This is a genomic window from Umezawaea sp., from assembly GCF_036375055.1.
Lineage (GTDB): Bacteria > Actinomycetota > Actinomycetes > Mycobacteriales > Pseudonocardiaceae > Umezawaea.
The window spans coordinates 1-18,857 of sequence record NZ_DASUSQ010000107.1 but is presented as its reverse complement, the minus strand read 5'-3'; the positions used below and the strand labels follow the sequence as shown (position 1 = coordinate 18,857).

The window sequence follows — 18,857 nt, the reverse complement described above, 5'->3', positions numbered from 1 at the left end:
GCCCGCGGAACGGTCGTCCCGGCGTCACGCTATCCGGGACGTCGGGTCCGGCCGCTCGTAGTGGAAGCGCGCGTAGTAGCGGGCGAAGGACCACAGCAGGTGCGAGTAGCGGTACTGGCCCGGTGCGGGCGACTCCAGCACGGCCACGTCCACCAGCGACTCCACCAGGTCCTCCGCCTCCTGCTCGGCGACGCCCAGCACCGAACTCGCCGCGCGCAGACCGAATTCGGGCCCTTCCGAGGCGAGCGCCAGGAAGGCGTGGTGCTGGTCGTCGGTGAGCTGGCCCTCGATCGCGCGCAGCGCGGTGAGCATGGACCGGTCGCCGGAGCCCAACCTGGTGGTGCCCGCGGGATCGCTCACCAGCCGAGCGGTGAGCACGTCGAAGCTCCAGCCCGGCCTGGCGGCCAGGTGCGCCCCCGCGGACCGCACCGCCAGCGGCAGCAGCCCGCACGCCTCGACCAGGGCGAGCGCACCCGGTCGGTCGGCGGCGACCCGGTCCGGGCCCACCACCGCGCCGAGCAGCGCCAGCGCCTCGTCGGCGGTGAAGACCCCGAGGCAGACCCGTTCGGTGGTCGAGACCCCGAACGGGGGCGCCCAGCCGGTGATCAGCACCCCGCACCCCGCCGACCCCGGCACGAGGGACCGGACCTGCTCCGCGACGCGCACGTTGTCGAGGACGACGAGCACCTTCCGCCCGTCGAGCACGGTGTTGACCATCTTCGACCGCTCGGACACCCGTTCCGGCACCGCGTCGGCGGGCAGCCCCAGCGCGCGCAGGAACCCTTCGAGCACCCCGGCGGTGGTCGACCCCGCGTCGTCGGAGCCGAGGTCGGCGTACAGCTCGCCGTCCGGGAAGGCGTCGTGGAGCCGGTGCGCGGCCTGGAGGGCCAGCGCGGACTTCCCCACCCCGATGGCGCCGGTGATCGCGACGACCGCGGGCGAGCGGCGCGCGGGCGCGGTGAGACCGCGCACCACCGTGGCGATCTCCTCGTGCCGACCGGTGAAGTCCACGGTCCCAGGGGGCAGCTGCCTGGGTACCGGGACCGCGCCCGCGCGCACGATCCCCGGCACTCCGGCCGCCCGCCCCGGCCGCCAGGCGCTCGACTGCGGGTCGGGTGTCCCGCCTGCCAGGATCCTGTGGTGCAGCGACTTCAGGGCCTGCCCCGGCTCGATGCCCTGCTCCTCCACCAGTGCGTGGCGCAGGCGGCTGAACACGGCCAGCGCCTCGGTCTGGCGGCCTGCCGCGTGCAACGCCCGCATGAGCAGCTCGTGGACGTGCTCGCGCGACGGCTGCTCCGCGGCCAGCAGGGTCAACTCGGGCAGCACGAGCGCGTGGTGCCCCAGCGCGAGCGCGATGCGGAGCCGCTCCTCGGTCCACGCCAGCCGGAGTTCACCGAGGCGGATCCTCTGCTGCTCGGCGAACGGGCCGGGCAGGCCGGACAGCGGGTTGCCCTGCCACAGCGCGAGGGCGTCGGCCAGCAGGCCGTCCGCGAGCTCCAGCCCGCCGTCGGCGGCGGCCAGCCTGGCGCGGTGCGCGAGGTTCTCGGCGAAGTCCAGGTCCAGTCCCAGTTCCGGGACGACCAGGCGGTAGCCGTCACCGACCGACACCAGGACGCTGGGCGCTCCGCCGCCGCGCTCCAGCAGCGTGCGCCAGCGCCACGCGTGGGTGCGCACCGTGGAGACCGCGGCGTCGGGCGGGTTCTCGCCCCACAGCGCGTGCACCAGTTCGGACAGCCCGCTCGCGCGTCCGGAGTGGAGGAGCAGCGCCGCCAGGAACGCCTGCTGCTGCGGGGAACCGGTGGGGAGCGTCCTGCCACCGCGCACCGCTCGCACCGGTCCGAGGACGGTGAACCGCAGCGGGTCGGCCCCGCGCCGGTCCGGATCGCCGCCGTGCTCCTGTCGTCCGACGAAACGCTGGATGTCGCTCATGATCCTCTTTCGACTGCATTCCACTCCGGAGCCCGCCGTCGCGGCGGACGTGGGCCCTCGGATGTCGGTGAATCGCGCCGTACCGGGAGACCGGAGCGCGTCGTTCGTCCATGACCGCTGGAGTGCGTCGGACGGTGGGCGGCGAAACGCCGTCAGCTGGGGATTCCCGTGCTCGTTCGCCTTGCGAAGAGCATAGGCAGGCGTCTTCGGGAGCGGCAAGGCCGCGCACGTCGGCGGTGTCCCGCCGGCGGGACGGGCCTCCGGTCGAGGCCTGTCCCGCCCGCGCGGGCTCGGCCGCCGTGCGATCGCGTGTCCACTGTGGAGTACCGGGAGCGACTACCGGGACCACTCGTTCGGCACCACCCGCGGTGGTCCGTCGCACACCAGGCGCCCGTTCTCGACGTGGACCGGCTGCACGGGGAGCGCGCTCACCGCGCGCGAGCGCTCGGCCAGTTCGACGGTCCACTCGACCCGCGCCGCCGCCTGGTCCCCCGTCATGCGGGATATCCGACCCCGGTTCTCCTCGCGGTGGACGTAGAACGCGTTGAAGCCGCCCGAGGAGATGGCGACCAGCTCGTAGCCGCGCGCGACCAGCAGGTCGTCGAAGGCCTTCAGCGAAGCCCCCATGTACCACCGGTGCGCCGCGGAGAGGCCCGCGTCCCGCACCCGGGGGACCGACACGGCCAGGTCGGGCGCCCAGTAGTGCTGGAACTCCACCACGACCACCCGCGGACGCAGTTCGTGGAGCGCGTCCAGGATCCAGAGGTCGTCGCCGTCGATGTCGACGGACAGCAGGTCGACCTCGGTCGGGACGCCGAGGTCGGTCAGCACCGACATCGCGTCGGCGGACCTCAGGACCCGCGTGTGCAGCGCGGGCATCGTCCACCGGGTCTCGTACTGGGCGCGGAAGAACGCGCGGGCGATGCGCTGGCGGCGGGCGTCGGCGTCGACCAGCCACCCCCGCCAGCGGTGGTGCACGAGGAGGTTGGCGGAGTTGCCCATCAGGCCCTTGCCGGAGCCGATGTCGAGGACTCGTCGACCACCGTGGCCGAGGACCGAGAAGATCGCCAGCAGCAGGCCGTCCTCGTCGCCCTGGGAGAACACGCTGAACGACCAGTCGTCCTGCTCGGTCCCGGTGAGGTCGATCTCGCCGCGGTCGCGCAGCTCCCGGCCGAGGCGGTTCTGCGTCATGCGGCACGTCGCCTGGCTCGCCCTCGACGCTCCGAGGCGTCCGTAGCCGGAGTCCATCGACTCCAGGAACCGGTCGTGCGGCAGGAGTTCGGCTTCGCTCATGGTCGTCGTCCAGTCCTGTCGTGGGGTGGTCCGCGGTGAATCGTCGCGCGGGGGTCGGCTTGGACCTTCTTCGAGAGGTGGCCGTCGGTTCAAGTCCGGACCGCGGAAGCGGTGTGCCGCCGACGGGAGGGCGCGGGTCGGCCGTGTCCCGCCGGCGGGACGGCGTGCGCGCCGTCCCGCCGGCGTCCGTCGGAGGTGTTCGCGCCTGCGCGCGTATTCTGCTGTGCTCCGGACTCGGAGGACCTATCCTGCGGAAGCCTCCCGAAGGTCATCCCCCGTGAGCGGAACGCCACCCGCCACGACCCGCCCGCGGTGCGGGGTCGTGCCCGTGGCGCACTGGGCGGAGTTCGGGACGGCTGCCGTGGCGGTGACCACGTCAACTCAAGAGGAATCACGTCGATCGCCGGTGGCGGCCGGTGAGTTCGGGCGGCCGGCAGAACTGTGGAGAACGTCATGTCGCGTTGTCACGTGAAGAGATCAGCGGGGACCGGGCGGAGAGGGGCGTCGTCGTGATCGCCCAGTCCTCGCCGCCCCCGCGCCTGCTGCTCGTCCTCCCCGGCCCACCGCTCGTGCGCAAGGCCGTGCGGGCGGGGCTGGATCTGCGGGTCGTGCTCGACGGGGAGCGACGAGCCGAGGACGTGCCGCTGCCCGCCGACCGGGTGGTCCACGTGGACGCGGGGCGGGGGCCGGGGATCGCGGCGGTGGTCCGCGGGCTGGTCCGCGACCACGGCATCACCCACGTCCTCGACGGCGAGGGTTTCCCCCTGCGCGAGCCCCGTTCGGCGGCGTGGGCGGACGACGACCCCTTCGGACGCGAGCTGGTCCCGAACTGGCGTTCCGCGGTGGGGGAGTCGACCGTCGCGACGGTCGACGAGGTGCGCAAGGTGGTGGGCGACCTGGGGTGGCAGGCCGTCATCCGCACGGACCGGGACGAGGTGGTCGTCCGGTCGGACGAGGACACCGACGAGTGGGTGCGGGCGCACGAGCCGCACCGGGGCCCGTTCGTGGTCGAGAAGCTGTCCTCCGACCCCGAGGTCGTCGTCACCACGCTCACCGTCGACGGGATGCACCGGGTCGTCGGGATCACCGAGCGCGTCGAGGGCACCGGGACGAGGTCCTACGTGTACCCGGCGAGCCTGGTCGAATCCAGGATGGTGCGGGTCAGGGCCGCCGTCACGAGCATGCTCGACCTGATCGGCCACGAGTTCGGCCCCGCGCAGACGCGGGTCGCGCTGGTCGGTCCCGAGCCCCGCGTCCTGCGGTCGCGGCCGTGCTTCAGCGTCGACGGGGTGTCGGAGCTGATCGAGGTCGCCACCGGGTTCGACGTCCCGACCGAGCTGTTCCGGGCGTTGGCGGGCGCCCTCCTCCAGCCGCCGCGACCGCGGTGGTTCGCCGGGGCGCGGTTCTCCCCGGTTCCTGGCTCCCCCGAGGGGGGTCGGGAGTCGAGCGTGGTCGTGGAGGGGGTGTCGCCGGAGGTCGTCCGCACGCGTCTCGACGAAGCGGGAGCCTCGTCGAGCTGATCACCGCGTGTCCGTTTCGCACGAGTTCCCTTTTCGTTCCCGCGGGCGGGTACCGCACGCGGAACTCAGAGGAATCGCCTGCTCACAGGATTGGAGCCAAGCCGAACGACCAGTGCGAGGAGAGATCGACATGAGCGGAACGACGCGATCCGGTGGCCGGGTTGACACCTCCCGACAGGGTGTCCTCCGGAAGGTCTTGGGCACGGTGTCCCTGGCGGTGTTCGTCACGGCGGCCGCCGCGGGCTACCTGGGCACGACGCAGGAGATCCACGTTCCGCGGCACGACGTTCGCGCGGTGGCGGCGTCCGGGTTCGGCACGCTGTCGACGAGCCCGGATTCCGGGGAAGTGCCGGACTGCTGCTCGGAGGAGGGGCCGAGTTCCGCGGCCGGGGAGATGTCGTGATGCTCACCGGACGACGCCGTGGACCGCCTGCTGATGGCCGTGTGCCACGGGAATCCGGTGGATGACCCGATTTCGGGACAACGCTTACCGGCACGACCCCCGCATGACCAGACCGCCCTCACCCCGGTGTCGGAGGACGGCCGGTGCTGCGCGCCGAAGCCTGCCCGGTGCTGCGCCGGGAACGCCTGTGGGCCGCGGAAAATTTTGCCGGCTCCAGGGCGCGGTGTCCAGACCGCGGTCCCGGCGGTTGCCGGTCGGCACGCGCACCCGCTCGGGCACGTCGCGAACGAAAGGTCGAGCACGATGCCAAGCACGGTCACCCCGCCCGGCTCCGGCGGCCCGCCGCGTGCGGGGAACGGCAACGGCGCCGTTCCCCACGCCCGACCCGAGCCGCACCGCTCCGCGGACACCGCTGGGCGGGTGTTGTTCTCGCGCGTCGGGCTGACGCTCCCGACCGCCCTCACCTACGAGGGCTGGGCCAGGGCGGGCGTCCAGATCGCCCGGATCGCCGATTCGAGCGCGTGGTGCCTCGGCGACTGGCTGGTCCGCGGCCAGGAGCAGTACCGCGACCGCTACCGGCACGCCATCGACGAGGCCGGGCTGGACTACCAGACGCTGCGCAACTACGCGTGGATCGCCCGCAGGTTCGACTACTCCCGCAGGCGCGAGCAGCTCAGCTTCCAGCACCACGCCGAGGTGGCCGCGCTCCCCGACGACGAGCAGGACCGCTGGCTGGACGAGGCGGAGCTGAACCGCTGGTCCCGCAACCGGTTGCGCGAGGCCATCCGCCGGTCCCGCACCGGTTCCCGCGACCGCCGACCGGCCCAGGAGGTCGTGCTGCCCAGGGTGACCGCGCCGCAGGGCCAGGTCCGGTGGTGGCGGTCCGCGGCCGAGCAGGACGGTGTCGACTTCGAGAAGTGGATCCTGGTGGCGCTGGACAACGCGGCCCAGATGGCCCTCGGGCAGGGGCCGGACGGTGGCGGCGGCAGCGTGGAGCAGGACGACCCGGTGACGGGGTAGTGGGGGAGCGGGGCCGTCGTCGCTCAGGAGCGGGCCGCCGGTGGCACGCCCATGGCCGCGAAGCTCTCGTCGGCGCGCCGCAGGTGTTCCCGCGCCGCCTCGGTGTGCCCGAGGGCGTTCTCGGCCTCGCCGATGCCCGCCAGCGCGCGGGCCTCGGCGATGCGGTAGCCGATGGCCGCCGCCACCTCGCACGCGCTCTCGTGGTGGGTGAGGGCGTCCGAGTAGCGGCCCTGGGCCCGGCGCAGCCTGCCGACGATGTTGTCGATCTCCACCTGGCGGGTCGTGGTCCAGTGGCCGCGGTGGTTCCTCAGGGCCATGTCGGCGTAGTGGTTCGACAGGTCGTGCCTGCCGAGCCGGTGCAGGGCCAGCGCGGACAGGGCGAACACCAGGGCGGCGTTCCCCGCGGGCGCGCCGAACTCCTCGACCAGGGCCCTGGCGACGCCCAGGTGCGCGTCGGCCTTCTCGTAGGCGTGCATGCCGATGTGCGCCTGGGCCAGGCTCGCGCAGGCGATGATCTGCTGCCCGTGGATGTGGTGCTCGTCGTCCAGCGCCACCGCCCGGCTCGCGGCCTCCACGGCCTCGGGGTAGCGCCCCCACTCCTCGTACAGGGAGCTGAGGTTCACCAGCGACTCGGCCTCGGCCCTGGCCACCCCGAGCTCGCGCTTGATGCCGATCGACTCCTGGAGCATCGGCAGCGCCTCGTCGAACCGCCCGGTGTGCGCGGTGAGCAGCCCCAGCATCCCGATGCCCTTCGCGACGCCCCGCGTGTCCCCCAGTTCGCGGGCGATCTCCAGCGCCTCCGAGATGGCGGCGATCCCGGCCTCGAACCGGCCGAGCTTCCAGTTGGCCACGGCCGAGTTGGCCAGGCTCAGGTGCAGCAGCTCGCGGTCCCCGAGCCTGCGGGAGGACCGGACGGACAGTTCGGTGATCTCGGCGAACTCCGTGTACAGCCCGATGGCGTCGAGCTGGAAGACGACGTTGCGGGTGAGGTGGGCGGTGTGCCGGTCGAACCCCCGCTCGTGCGCCAGCACGGCGGCCGCCTCCAGCGTGGCCCGCTCCCGCGCCAGCCACACCCGCGCGTTCTTGTGGTCCAGCAGCTGCGGGGGAACGGGCGGCGGGTTCGCCAGCCCGGTGGGCAGGCGCACGCGGCCTGCGAAGAGGAGGTTGCACACGTGGTCGCTGGTGTGCACCAGGTAGTCGAGCAGGCTCTCCAGCGCGGTCGGCACGTCCGCCGCGTCGCCGTGGTCGGTGGAGTTCAGGGTCTGGCGCACGAAGCTGCGCACCAGGTCGTGGAACGCGTAGTAGCCGAACTCGTGCTGCTGCAACAGGTGCGCGTCGAGGAGGGTCTCCAGCGTCGTCTCCGCGGCCGACTCGGAACAGCCGAACAGCGCCGCAGCCGAGCTGACGTCGATGTCTCGGCCGGGGTGCAGCCCGAGCAGGCGGAAGGACGCCCGGTGGCGGGCGTCGAGGCCCTCGTAGGAGATCTTGAGCGTCAGCTCGACCCCGCGTTCGTCGGACCGCAGTTCGTCGAGCCGCCGCGACTCGTCGCTCATCCGGTCGACCAGGTACGCGATCGACCACCTCGGCCGGTTGGCCAGCCTGCTGAGCGCGATCCGGAGGGCGAGGGGCAGGTGGCCGCACAGCTCGACCAGGTCGGCCACGGCCTCCGGTTCGGCGGCGGCGCGCTGGTCGCTCAACACCGTGGCGGCCATGGCCGTGCTGTCCTCGCTGCTCATCGTGCCGAGCGAGATCCAGTGCGCCCCGTCGAGGTCGATCAGCCTGGTGCGGCTGGTGATCAGCACCAGGGAACGGGGGTTTGCGGGCAGGAGGGGGCGCACCTGCGCGACGTCGGAGACGTTGTCCAGCAACAGCAACACGCTCCGGTCGGCCACCGACGCCCGCCAGAACTCGACGCGCGCCGCGGGTTCGTCCGGCAGGTTCCCGGTCGGGACGCCCAGCATCCGCAGCAGCGCCTCCGCCGCCGCGGGCGCGGACATCGGCTGCTCGGCCGGGGTGAACCCGCGCAGGTCGAGGTAGAGCTGCGCGTCGGTGTACCGCTCGGCGACGCTGTAGGCGGTCCGCACCGCGAGCGACGTCTTGCCCGCCCCGCCCATCCCGTCGATCGCGAGGACGCGGGGGCCGCGGTTCGGCGGGGCGTCGATGAGCAGCCTGAGGATCTCCAACTCCTGCTTCCGCCCGATGAAGTCCGTCAGGTCGTTGGGCAGGGAACGGGTCTGCCGCGGCGGGTCCGGCTCGGGCAGCGGCCTCGGCGGGTGCCGTGCGGGCGCGGCGGGCGCGGGGACGACGAGATCGGGGTCGTTGCGCAGGATCCGCTCGTGCAGCGCGGTGAGGTCGGTGCCGGGGTCGATGCCCAGCTCGTCGGCCAGCAGCGAGCGCACCTGGCCGAACTCCTCCAGGGCGTCGGCCTGCCTGCCGGACCGGAACAGGGCGAGCATCAGCTGGCCGCGGAGCCGCTCGCGCAACGGGTGCGCGGCCACGAGCGCGCGCAGCTCGCCGACGAGTTCGGCGCTCTCGCCGCGGGCCAGGCGAAGGTTGATCAACTGCTCGACGGCCGCGGTCCGCCGTTCCAGCAACGCCGCGCCCGCACCCCTGATCAGCTGTCCGCCCTCGCCCGAGAGCACCTCGCCCCGCCACAGCGCGAGCGCCCGTTCGAGGTGGTCGGCCGCGGACTCCTCGTCCCGGTCGAGCATCGCGGTCCTCGCGCCGGCCAGGAAAGCGTTGAACTGAAGCAGATCCGCCTGGTCGGTGGTGAGAACCGCCCGGTAACCGGACGTCTCGGTGACCAGGACCCCGGAACCGCCGGGGATGAGCTGCCGCAGGCGCGCCACCGCCTTGCGCACCTGGTGCGTCGCCGTCGCGGGGGAGGAGTCCTCCCACACCGCGTCGACGAGCTGGGCGACGGACAGCACCTGACCGGCCTCCAGCACCAGCGACACCAGCACCCGCTCCTGGACGAGCCCTCCGAGCCGGACGCGTTCACCGCCGAACCAGCACTCCACCGACCCCAGGACGTTGATCCGGAGCCTGGAGTCCTGACTGCTGTCGGTGGGCATCCGCTTCACCACTGGCTTTCTGGACGGGGAACCACGTCCTGTCGACATCGGGCGCCAGGAACGCGACACGGCGCGCCTGGGAGGTGCTGCTGCCGGACAGGGGTCACTCGCAGTCTCCCAAGCACGGGCCCGCATTGCCACGTGGATGGCGCTTACTCGCCGCATTTCGACGCCGATCCTCCTGTCCCCGCCCCAGTTCTGCCGGTGGTTCTGCGTGTGGTCCTTCACCGGGCGCGGTGGGGGAGCGGTTGTGCGCGACCGACGCCCCGCACCCGTCCGGTTGGCGAAAGGGGTTGGCCGCCAACGGGATTCTTCCTCGGGTGTGTCGCGAGGTCGTGTCAGGTGTGTCGCGGTCCCGTGCACCGCGAGGACGTCCTGAGCCGGGTGCGCCACCGCGACGGTTCTCCGTCTCCAATGGAGACAGGGATGTGGAGTGCGTCCCAACTGGCACCGTCCCGGCGCGCCGATGGCCGGGGCGGAGCACTTGTCCGCCAGTGGGTCCAGCGGTGCGCGGCACCGCGAGGCGTGGACGTCGTGGTCGGGGTGCTGTCCCGTCGGGCGCGCAGTGGTCGTGGCGAGCCCTTCACCTCGATGCCCCCGCAGTGGCGGGGTGCTCGGGGAGCCGCCGTTCGTGCCGGGCCGGGACGTGTCCGGTGTCGTGGAGGAGGCCGGGTTCGGCGTCACGGCCCTGCGCGACGTGCGGCACGCCCTGGTTCCCGCGCGGCGGGCGGCTGCGCCGAGCACGTCACCGCCCCCGCGCGGCAGTTCGTCCGCGAGCCGTCGACCACCAGCCGCGAGCGGGCGGCGGCGCTGCCGCTCACCGCGTGGCGGTCCCTGGTGGACACCGCGCACGTGGGGCGGAGGCACCGGGTGCTGGTCCACGTCGTCTCGGGTGGGGTCGGTCGTCGGGCGGTCCAGGCCGTCGCGCCCGTGGCCCTGGCGGTGCAGGGGCTCCCGTTCCGGTCTGACCGCGGACGTCTGGTGCTCGCCGGGGGAGCACTGCTAGGTTCACAGGTAGAGTTACTAGTTCGTCTACCTGAGGAGCCAGGCATGGCCGAGACCCTGTACACCGCGACCGCCACCTCGACCGGCAGCGGTCGCGCGGGAGGGCGCGGGCGCACCGACGACGGGCTGCTCGACGTCACGCTGGCGCTCCCCGTGGAACTGGGCGGCCCCGGTGGGGCGACCAACCCCGAGCAGCTGCTGGCGGTGGGGTGGTCGTCGTGCTTCCACTCGGTGCTCAAGCTCGTCGCGGGACGGCGGAGGGTGCGGGTCGACGAGTCGTCGGTGGTGGCCGAGGTGAGCGTGCACCCCACCCCGGAGGGCGGCTTCGGGCTCGGCGCCGCGCTCCGCGTCCACCTCCCCGGTCTGGACCAGGCCACCGCCGACGACCTCGTCGCGGCGGCGCACGCGGGCTGCCCCTACTCCAACGCCACCCGCGGCAACGTCCCGGTGACGGTCGAGGCGGTCGCGGCCTGACCTCGACTCCACTGTGGAGGGACGGCTGACCGGTGCGGTCAGCGCCCTCCGCCGTGGATCACGCCGCGGCAGCCGCGCAGGAACGCGTCGGCCGTGCCGCTCGGCTCGCCGAGGTAACCGGCGATCATCGCGCCGTCGCGCAGCAGGAGGAGCGCTTCGGTGGCGGTGGCCTGGTCCGGCAGGCCCAGCGGGGCGAGCAGCCGGTCGTAGGTCTTCCGGTACCAGGCCCGGTGCGCGTCGACGACCCCGCGCACCGGGCTGTCGGGATCGGGGTACTCGGCGGCGGCGTTGAGGAAGGCGCAGCCGCGGAACCCCGGACCGCACACCGTCCTGCCGATCTCCTCGCCGATGAGCCGCAGCGCCGCGTCGACGTCGCCGTCGGCCCCGGCGACGGCCCGCTCGACGGCCTGGCGGTCGAGGGCGGCGCTGTGCTCCAGGTACGCCACGATCAGGTCGTCCTTGGTCCTGAAGTGGCGGTAGAACGTCACCTTCGTCGTGCCGACCCGCTCGATGATCCTGTCGGCGCTGACCGCTCGCAGGCCCTGCGCGTAGAACAGTTCGGTCGCGGCCGCGAGCAGCCGCTCTCGCATCGACGGGTTCACCGCCCCCACGATACGGATCGCGCCCGCCCGGCGATCACCGTCCGTCCCCGCCGAATGGAAGACCGAACGTTCTTTCGATAATATGGAGGCATGGTGCGCAGCACGTCAGAGGCCAGGCCGTCCGAGGCGCGAACCCGGTTGCTGACCACGGCGAGCGGGATCTTCTACGCCGAGGGCATCCACTCCGTCGGCGTCGACCGCATCCTCGCCGAGGCGCAGGTGACGCGGGCCACCTTCTACCGGCACTTCCCCGGCAAGGAGGACCTCGTCCTCGCCTACCTTCACGAGGCCGACCAGGCCATCCGCGGCCAGGTGGGCGCTGCCGCCGCGAGCGGGCTGCCGCCGGTCGAGACCCTCGTGGCCGTCGGCGAGTCGATCGCGCAGGGCATCCGGTCGCCGGGTTTCCGCGGGTGCGCGTTCCTCAACGCCGCGGCGGAGTACGCCGACCCCGACCACCCGGTGCACCGGGCCGTCCTCGCCCACCGGCAGTGGTTCCTGGACACCGTCACGGAGCTGCTGGTCCTCGTCCGGGAGGAGTCGGCCGAGGCCGCCGCCCGGCACTTCGTCATGCTGCGCGACGGCGCCATGGCGTCCGGCTGCCTGTTCGACCCGGCGCTGGTCTGCGAGACCTTCCTGCGGGGCGTCGAAGGGCTCGTGCGGGCGCACGCCGCGTCCGACCCCGCCTGACCACGGGTTTCCCGAGCGCGGTGGACCCCTCCGTCCACCGCGGGACTCCGGCCGCGCGATCCTCGGTCCTCCGTGCTGCCCTCACTCTGAGATAGAACGTTCTGTCTTGACAACGTCGAACCCCCGTCGTAATACTGGGACGAGACAGAACGTTCGGTATCGCATCAGGTCGCCACGCCGTCGTCGGACGGCGCTCCTGTCGGTGCACACCTCGGAAAGGGACCACCGTGACCACCCTCGACACGCCCGCCACCACCGGACTCGCCCCGGCGCTGCGCCGGCTGTACTTCGTGCGGTTCGCGTTCGCCATCGTCTGGGCGGGCCTGCTGTTCGCCTTCGGATCGCAGCTCGGACCGCTCGGGATCGCCCTGCTCGTCCTCTACCCGCTGTTCGACGTCGGCGCGGCGGTCGTGGACGCGCGGTCGTCCCGCGCCACCGGATCGCCGCTCGGCCTGTACGTGAACATCGGGATCAGCCTGCTCGCCGCCGTCGGTCTCGCCGTCGCCGCCACGTCCGGTGTGCCCGCGGTCCTGCGCGTGTGGGGTGCCTGGGCGATCGTCTCCGGACTCGTCCAGCTGGCCGTGGGCGTCGGCCGTCGCGCGATGGGCGGCCAGTGGCCGATGATCCTCAGCGGCGGCATCTCCGTGCTGGCGGGGTCGTCGTTCATCGCGATGGCGGGCGCGGAGAACGCGGTGCTGACCACCGTGGCGGGCTACGCGGTCGTCGGCGGAATCTTCTTCCTCGTCTCCGCGCTGCGCCTCGGCCGCGCCACCGGGGAGAGCTGACGTGGGCGCCGCGACCTACGACGTCGTCGTCATCGGCGCGGGTCCCGTCGGCGAGAACGTGGCCGACCGGGTGGTGCGGGGCGGGCTGACCGCCGCCGTGGTCGAGCGCGAGCTGGTCGGCGGCGAGTGCTCCTACTGGGCCTGCATGCCCACCAAGGCGCTGCTGCGCGGCGGTGCGGCGCTGCGGGCCGCCCGGCAGGTGCCCGGCGCGCGCGAGGCGGTGACGGGGGAGCTGGACGTGGCTGCCGTGCTCCGCCGCCGCGACGCGTTCGCCTCGAACTGGCGGGACGACGGGCAGGTGTCCTGGCTGGAGCGGATCGGCGTTCCGCTGCACCGGGGGCACGGCCGGATCACCTCCGCCCGCGTGGTCGAGGTGACCGGCGAGGACGGGGCCACGACCACGGTGACCGCCCGGCACGCGGTCGTCGTCGCGACCGGGAGCGGCGCGCTGGTCCCGGACGTCGAGGGTCTGCGCGACGCGGCACCGTGGACCAGCAGGGAGGCCGCCGCCGCGAGGAGCGTTCCCGGCAGGCTCGCCGTCATCGGCGGCGGGGTGGTGGCGTCGGAGATGGCCACCGCGTTCAACGGGCTCGGGTCGTCGGTGACGGTGCTGGCCCGTGACGGCGTGCTGCCCCTCGCGGAGCCGTTCGTCGGTGAGGCGGTCGTGGAGTCGTTGCGGGACAGGGGTGTCTCGGTCCGCGTCGGCGCCGAGGCCCGGTCGGTGGAGCGCGCCGGCGACGGAACGGTGTCCATCACGCTCACCACCGGCGAGCAGGTGGAGGCCGATGAACTCCTGGTCGCGGTCGGCCGCACGCCGAACACCGCGGACATCGGCCTGGACGCCGTCGGACTGGAGCCGGGTTCCTGGCTCACCGTCGACGACACGCTGCGGGTCGTCGGTGCCGGTGGCGAACCGGTCGACGGCGGCAGGCTCTACGCCGCAGGCGACGTGAACCGGCGCGTCCTGCTGACCCACCAGGGCAAGTACCAGGCGCGGGCCGTGGGCGACGTGATCGTGGCGCGGGCCGGGGGAGGAGCGGTCGAGGACGGTCGGTGGGGCGGGCACGCGGCCACGGCCGACGAGCGCGCGGTGCCGCAGGTGGTGTTCACCGACCCGGAGGTCGCGTCGGTGGGCCTCACCGCGTCCGCCGCCGAGGCCGCCGGGCTGCGGATCCGGGTGGTGGACCACGACCTGGCCGCCGTCGCCGGGGCCTCCCTGCACGCCGAGGGGTACCGGGGGCACGCGCGGATGGTCGTCGACGAGGACCGGCGGGTGGTCGTCGGGTTCACGCTCGTCGGCCCGGACGTGGCCGAACTCCTGCACGCCGCGACGATCGCCGTCGTCGGTGAGGTTCCGCTGGACCGGTTGTGGCACGCGGTTCCCGCGTTCCCGACCGTGAGCGAGGTGTGGCTGCGGCTGCTGGAGGCCTACGGCCGCTGACCCGTGCGGACGGTCGGCGCGGGGGCGCGGTGCGGACCGAGCGGGCCGCACCCGGCGGTGCGGTGCCCGTCCCCGTCACCGGGTGAGGCGGGCCGCGCCCGGCGGTGCGGTGCCCGTCCCCGTCACCGGGTGGGGCGGGCCACCGCCCGGTGGAGCTGGGCGTCGTCCAGCGGCGCGCGGGGCAGGTCGTGCCGGTTGGTGGCGCGGAACCCGTCGAGCACCACGTGCAGGTGCCGCCGCCAGGCCTGCGACGCGACCCCGCTGGTGGCCTCGACGATCCTGCCGCTCGCCCGCAGCGGCACGACGACGTCGGCGCTGGTGACGTCGGGGCGCAGGGCGCCCGCTCGCTGGGCGTCGGAGAGGGCGCGTTCGGCGGGCAGGCAGGGGCGGTCGTGCAGCGCCTCGGTGCGCTCGTCGTCGGGGAGCGCCGCGCGCGATCCCTTCGAGCGAGGCCGTCACGCCCTGTTCGGCGAAGGCGGTGCGGGCGTGGCCGATGAGCAGTTCGCGGTTGAGGCGCGCGTCGCGGCGGGAGGGCGGCGGCGAGCGGTCTGCGGCCGACGTGGCGCGACCCCACCAACGGTGAGCGGAGCGCCGGGTCGACGGCGGTGTGGCGCCCGACCAGGGGTGGACCTCGCTGTCGAGGACCGAGCGGCCTTTCGACCGCTCGTGGTTTCCGGGTTCGGCGGCTCGATCATTGTTTCTCGTGAAATGGTCGTCTTCCTCCTGTCGGTTCGCTCGGGTCGAGGGGAGCGGTCGACCGCGGTGGAGTCGCGTCGGAGGTGATCGAGCAACTCGTGGTGGTGAGGGTTCGGTGGTGGGTCGTGCGCCGTCGCGGGTGTTCGTTGCGGCGGTGTTGTGCACGTTTTTCCACGGTGACTTTCCGCGGTTCGAGTTCGTTAATTTTCGCGGTGGGAGTGAATCGGGTAATCGCAGTTGAAAGGCGTGCAAAGAGGCCTCACGAGGTGTTCTTCAATGCTGCTGGTCCTTCTGGGTGAACCTGTAGGGGGGTGTAGCGGAGCCCTGTTCTCGTCGCTACGTTGGGTTTCAGGACCTGCTGGGGAGCGACTCTGGGGAGTCATGGTCATGACACGCTTTTCACCGCACTGTCGGCCGGGTTCATTCGCGCTTCCGCTATTCGACGCAGATTTGGCGTGACAAGCGTCTGAGTTCAATACCTCTTTTCCCGCTGGGTTCCGCGCCGGTGTGGTTTCGCCGGTGCGGTTGTGTGGAGCGATCGAAATCGAGAGGAGGAGTGCTATGACGAACGAGGAGTTCATCGGTTCCCGCGAGGCGGGCGAGGCGGCGACCAAGTGGTGACAGCCGCCCAGTGAGTGACAACGGGCGTCGGGTGGCGACCGCAACGCCACCCGACGCTCTCACCAGCCAGAGTAGGGGAATTCACGTGTTCGGTGAACTGGTTGAGCCGGTGGCCCTGTCGACCCTCGACGACCAGGCGTACGCGGATCGGTTGAGGGGGCTGGAGGAGGCCGTCGACCGGAGCGCCGATTCCGACCCGCTGGTCCGGTACCTGTGCGACCTGACCGCGGGTCACCCCGACTGGAACGTGCGCCGCATCGCGGTCGAGGCGCTCGCCGCCCGGTTCACCGGGTCCGCCGAGGCCAGGGAGGCGATCAGCGAAGCCACGCACGACGACGTCGACTGGGTCGCGTTCACCGCGATCAAGTCGGCCGGTGAGCACCGCATCCCGGAAGCGGTCGAGCACATGATCAGGATCTCCGGGTGGCCCAGCAACTTCAGCAAGCCCGCGTACGCGCGCAAGCCGGTCGGCTGCGGCGCGGCGTTCACCAAGAGGGCGCTGTGGGACTTCTTCGGCACCCGCGACCCGGACCGGTTGCGGCGCTTGGAGGACGAGCACTTCGCCGACAAGCACGCCGCGGTGCGCGCAGCGCGACGGGAACCCGACCTGCGCGACGCCGTCCTGGTACCGGGCGGTCCCTTCATCGCCGGGGCCAACGTGCAGGAGATCGGTCCGTTCCAGATGGACAACACCGACAACCCGCTGCGGGTGGTCGAGGTCGAGTCGTTCCACATCGACCGCACCGCGGTCACCAACGCGCGGTACGCCGAGTTCCTCGCCGACGCCAGGGGCGGCGCCGAGTTCGCCCACCCCGACGAGCCACCCGGCAAGGACTACACACCCGCGCACTGGCGTGATCCGCGCTTCAACGAACCGACGCTGCCGGTGGTCGGCGTCGACTGGTACGACGCGTACGCGTTCGCCCGCTGGGCGGGCGGCAGGCTGCCGTCGGAGGACGAGTGGGAGAAGGCGGCCAGGGGCACCGACGCCCGCGTGTACCCGTGGGGCGACGAGTGGGACCGGGCGAAGGCGCAGTGCGTCCTGTCCGCGTACGAGCACGACGAGCTGCGCGACCTGGCGGAACTGGAGGAACTGCTCGTGCGCACCACCACGACCTGGCCGAAGCGGCCGGTGCTGCCCGCGGACTCGCTGCCCGCCGGGGCGAGCCCCCACGGTGCCCTGAACATGGCGGGCAACGTCTGGGAGATCACCAGGACGAACTTCTTCTCCAAGTCCGACATGGCGCCGTTCTTCCAGGGCCGCAAGGGATCGACGTTCATGAACCGGCCCGAGGCCTTCCACGTGCTGCGGGGCGGTACGTGGACCTCTCCACCGGTCTGCCTCACGACCTTCTACCGCGGCAAGGACCTGCTCACCGACCGGCACAACGAGGTCGGCTTCCGCTGCGTGTACGAGGTGGCGAGGTGACCGTCAACCGGGACATCAGGGCACGCAGGGTCCACTTCAGGCGGGAGAACGGGGTCTTCGGGCCGTTCGACGGCGCCCAGTTCGACGTGGAGCGGTTCCTCGCCCGCCCGCTGGTCGGCCGCATCGCGCTCAACGGGCCGGTGATCCGACCGTTCTGGTACATCTGGGAGGACCAGGCCTTCTGGAAGCTCACGGGGGCCTGGTCCGTCCTGGAGCAGCGACTGGCGGTCGACCCGGAGTTCGAACTGGTCATCGACACCTGTGACTACGACACGGGCGAGACCCGGCAGGTCATCGCGCACGGCAAGGCCTCGGTGGTCGACTTCGACGTGCCGCGCGGCAGGCGCATCCTCACGCGCTACGCGGGCCCGCACGAGGACGACTGGGACCCGCGCTTCCAGCTCCGCCCCGACCCGTCGGCGTTCGGCACCAAGCTGTGCAGGATGGTTCCCGACGACATCTGGACGGTGGAGCTGAGCTACCGCCCGGCGTGGCCCGATCGCCCCCGAGAGCGGTAGGCCGGGGAGATGCCGCCGCTGTCGAACGCGCTGCTCTTCACCGCCGCCACCGTCGCGCTGCTCCTGATGCCGGGCCCCGCCGTGGTCTACATCGTGACGAGGAGCGTCGCCCAGGGCCGCACCGCGGGCCTCGTGTCGGTGCTCGGCATCCACGTGGGGACCCTGTTCTACGTGGTCGCCACCGCGTTGGGCCTCTCCGCCCTGCTCTCCGCCTCGTCGACGGCCTTCCACGTCATCAAGTACCTGGGCGCGGCCTACCTCATCTGGCTGGGGATCGAGAAGCTCCGGCTCAGCAGGGACACTGCCGCGAGCACGGGCGAGCCACCGCCGTCCTCGATGAACCGGATCTTCGGCCAGGGTGTGGTCGTAGCGCTGCTCAACCCCAAGACCATGATCTTCTTCGCCGCGTTCCTGCCCCAGTTCCTCGATCCGGCCCGCGGTTCGCTGGGAACGCAGATAGCGTTCTTCTGCGCACTGTTCGTCGCGCTGGGAGTCCTCAGCGACGGCACGTACGCGGTGCTGGCCAGCGCGCTGGCGGGCAAGATCCGCAGGACCGCGCGCCGCCGTCGCACGCTGGAGGTCTCCAGCGGCGTCGTCTACGTGCTCCTCGGCGTCTTCGCGGGCACCCTGTCCGAGGCCTGAGCTCAACCGGCTCCACCGCCGCCGTGGTGGAGCCGGTGGTGCTGGGCGAGCAGGTCGCGGCCGTGGTCGTCGCCGTTGGGCGAGCGGACGATGGTGTGGACGTGGAACCGGGCGGGTTCGGGGTTGGTCTCGACGCGCGGCGACCGTCCCAGTGGGAACTCGCCCTCGCGGTCGGGGTCGGGGGTGCGGTGGAACGCCAGGGCCACCTCGGGATCGCGTCCGTCCACAGGCGCCACTCCCCGGCGGTGCCCCGACCACCCTCCGGCGGGGAGCGAGACCGTCCAGGTAGGACAGTGCCGCCGCGCTCTCGACCTGCACCACGAGCCGGACCTCCTCGTCACCGGACCGCGGGTGGTCGCCGAGCGCCGCCAGACCTCACCGGCCCGCCCGCTCGACCACCCCGTCGTGCGAGGTCGGGCTGGTCCAGCCCGACCTCGACGAACTCGAACCGGTCCTGCCGCCCGCGGGCCGGGGCCGCCGTCAGCCGAAGCTGGGTGCGCCGATGAGCCGCCACCGGTTCTCCAGGTGGTTGACCCCACCCGCGGGACGGCCCTGCGGCGGGACGCGCACGGAGTCGGGGTTGTCGGCGGTGCGCAGGATGTGCTGCTGGACGTGGCGGAGTTCTTCGCCGGGTTCGCTGCCGAGTTGTTCGACGAGCATCTTGCGGATGGTCAGGAAGGCGGCGAGGGCGTCGGATTGGCGGCCCGCGCCGTGCAGG

The 18,857-nt window shown here is 72.6% G+C and carries 17 protein-coding genes; 10 read left to right on the top strand and 7 right to left on the bottom strand.

Going from position 1 to position 18,857, the window contains the following annotated elements:
* Positions 1-24 precede the first annotated feature (24 nt).
* Positions 25-1,929: a BTAD domain-containing putative transcriptional regulator gene (locus tag VFZ92_RS27370; RefSeq protein ID WP_330878916.1), complete on the bottom strand. Its 1,905-nt coding sequence runs from the start codon at positions 1,927-1,929 to the stop codon at positions 25-27.
* Positions 1,930-2,265: 336 nt separating this feature from the next.
* Positions 2,266-3,222, bottom strand: coding sequence for a hypothetical protein (locus VFZ92_RS27365; RefSeq protein ID WP_330878915.1), 957 nt, complete (start codon positions 3,220-3,222; stop codon positions 2,266-2,268).
* Between the two features lie 461 nt (positions 3,223-3,683).
* Between VFZ92_RS27365 and VFZ92_RS27360 the strand changes: the two genes are divergently transcribed.
* The 3 genes from VFZ92_RS27360 (at position 3,684) to VFZ92_RS27350 (ending at position 6,165) form a co-directional block, all read left to right on the top strand.
* The gene (locus VFZ92_RS27360) at positions 3,684-4,742 is read left to right on the top strand and encodes a hypothetical protein (protein ID WP_330878914.1); all 1,059 of its coding nucleotides are present in this window, start codon (positions 3,684-3,686) and stop codon (positions 4,740-4,742) included.
* Between the two features lie 196 nt (positions 4,743-4,938).
* Entirely contained in the window at positions 4,939-5,145 is a 207-nt protein-coding gene (locus VFZ92_RS27355; protein ID WP_330878913.1) for a hypothetical protein, read from the top strand.
* A gap of 303 nt (positions 5,146-5,448) precedes the next feature.
* Positions 5,449-6,165, top strand: coding sequence for an LmbU family transcriptional regulator (locus VFZ92_RS27350; RefSeq protein ID WP_330878912.1), 717 nt, complete (start codon positions 5,449-5,451; stop codon positions 6,163-6,165).
* Between the two features lie 23 nt (positions 6,166-6,188).
* Here VFZ92_RS27350 and VFZ92_RS27345 read toward each other — a convergent pair whose 3' ends face one another.
* The gene (locus VFZ92_RS27345) at positions 6,189-9,239 is read right to left on the bottom strand and encodes an AfsR/SARP family transcriptional regulator (RefSeq protein WP_330878911.1); all 3,051 of its coding nucleotides are present in this window, start codon (positions 9,237-9,239) and stop codon (positions 6,189-6,191) included.
* Positions 9,240-10,289: 1,050 nt separating this feature from the next.
* Between VFZ92_RS27345 and VFZ92_RS27340 the strand changes: the two genes are divergently transcribed.
* A complete protein-coding gene (locus VFZ92_RS27340) occupies positions 10,290-10,718 on the top strand; it encodes an organic hydroperoxide resistance protein (RefSeq protein ID WP_330878910.1) in 429 nt (142 codons plus the stop codon).
* Positions 10,719-10,756: 38 nt separating this feature from the next.
* Here the strand turns inward: VFZ92_RS27340 and VFZ92_RS27335 are convergent, their stop codons facing one another.
* Positions 10,757-11,320: a TetR/AcrR family transcriptional regulator gene (locus VFZ92_RS27335; protein ID WP_330878909.1), complete on the bottom strand. Its 564-nt coding sequence runs from the start codon at positions 11,318-11,320 to the stop codon at positions 10,757-10,759.
* Between the two features lie 90 nt (positions 11,321-11,410).
* On the opposite strand from VFZ92_RS27335, the gene VFZ92_RS27330 reads away from it, so the two are divergent.
* From VFZ92_RS27330 to VFZ92_RS27320, 3 genes are all read left to right on the top strand, one after another.
* Positions 11,411-12,007 carry a TetR/AcrR family transcriptional regulator gene (locus VFZ92_RS27330; protein ID WP_330878908.1) on the top strand — a complete coding sequence of 199 codons (597 nt, stop codon included), beginning with the start codon at positions 11,411-11,413 and terminating at the stop codon, positions 12,005-12,007.
* A gap of 227 nt (positions 12,008-12,234) precedes the next feature.
* On the top strand, positions 12,235-12,792 hold the full coding sequence (locus tag VFZ92_RS27325; protein ID WP_330878907.1) for a hypothetical protein: 558 nt from the start codon (positions 12,235-12,237) through the stop codon (positions 12,790-12,792).
* A 1-nt stretch (position 12,793) separates the two neighbouring features.
* Entirely contained in the window at positions 12,794-14,233 is a 1,440-nt protein-coding gene (locus tag VFZ92_RS27320) for an NAD(P)/FAD-dependent oxidoreductase (RefSeq protein ID WP_330878906.1), read from the top strand.
* Between the two features lie 122 nt (positions 14,234-14,355).
* On the opposite strand, the gene VFZ92_RS27315 is transcribed toward VFZ92_RS27320, so the two are convergent.
* On the bottom strand, positions 14,356-14,568 hold the full coding sequence (locus VFZ92_RS27315; RefSeq protein ID WP_330878975.1) for a hypothetical protein: 213 nt from the start codon (positions 14,566-14,568) through the stop codon (positions 14,356-14,358).
* 1,067 nt (positions 14,569-15,635) lie between these two features.
* Here VFZ92_RS27315 and VFZ92_RS27310 point away from each other — a divergent pair.
* From VFZ92_RS27310 to VFZ92_RS27300, 3 genes are read left to right on the top strand one after another with little or no spacing between them, the layout of a single operon-like run.
* Positions 15,636-16,979: an SUMF1/EgtB/PvdO family nonheme iron enzyme gene (locus VFZ92_RS27310; RefSeq protein WP_330878905.1), complete on the top strand. Its 1,344-nt coding sequence runs from the start codon at positions 15,636-15,638 to the stop codon at positions 16,977-16,979.
* The gene (locus tag VFZ92_RS27305) at positions 16,976-17,497 is read left to right on the top strand and encodes a pyridoxamine 5'-phosphate oxidase family protein (RefSeq protein ID WP_330878904.1); all 522 of its coding nucleotides are present in this window, start codon (positions 16,976-16,978) and stop codon (positions 17,495-17,497) included. Before VFZ92_RS27310 ends, VFZ92_RS27305 begins: the two co-directional genes overlap by 4 nt.
* Positions 17,498-17,506: 9 nt before the next feature.
* Positions 17,507-18,139 (top strand): LysE family translocator, encoded by a 633-nt coding sequence (locus VFZ92_RS27300; protein ID WP_330878903.1) that lies wholly within the window; start codon positions 17,507-17,509, stop codon positions 18,137-18,139.
* Between the two features lie 2 nt (positions 18,140-18,141).
* On the opposite strand, the gene VFZ92_RS27295 is transcribed toward VFZ92_RS27300, so the two are convergent.
* Together VFZ92_RS27295 and VFZ92_RS27290 are read right to left on the bottom strand one after the other, a co-directional pair.
* Positions 18,142-18,366, bottom strand: a complete 225-nt coding sequence (locus VFZ92_RS27295) for a hypothetical protein (RefSeq protein WP_330878902.1) — start codon at positions 18,364-18,366, stop codon at positions 18,142-18,144.
* A 253-nt stretch (positions 18,367-18,619) separates the two neighbouring features.
* Positions 18,620-18,857, bottom strand: a 238-nt coding sequence (locus VFZ92_RS27290; RefSeq protein ID WP_330878901.1) for a BTAD domain-containing putative transcriptional regulator, incomplete at its 5' end; no start/stop codon positions are given.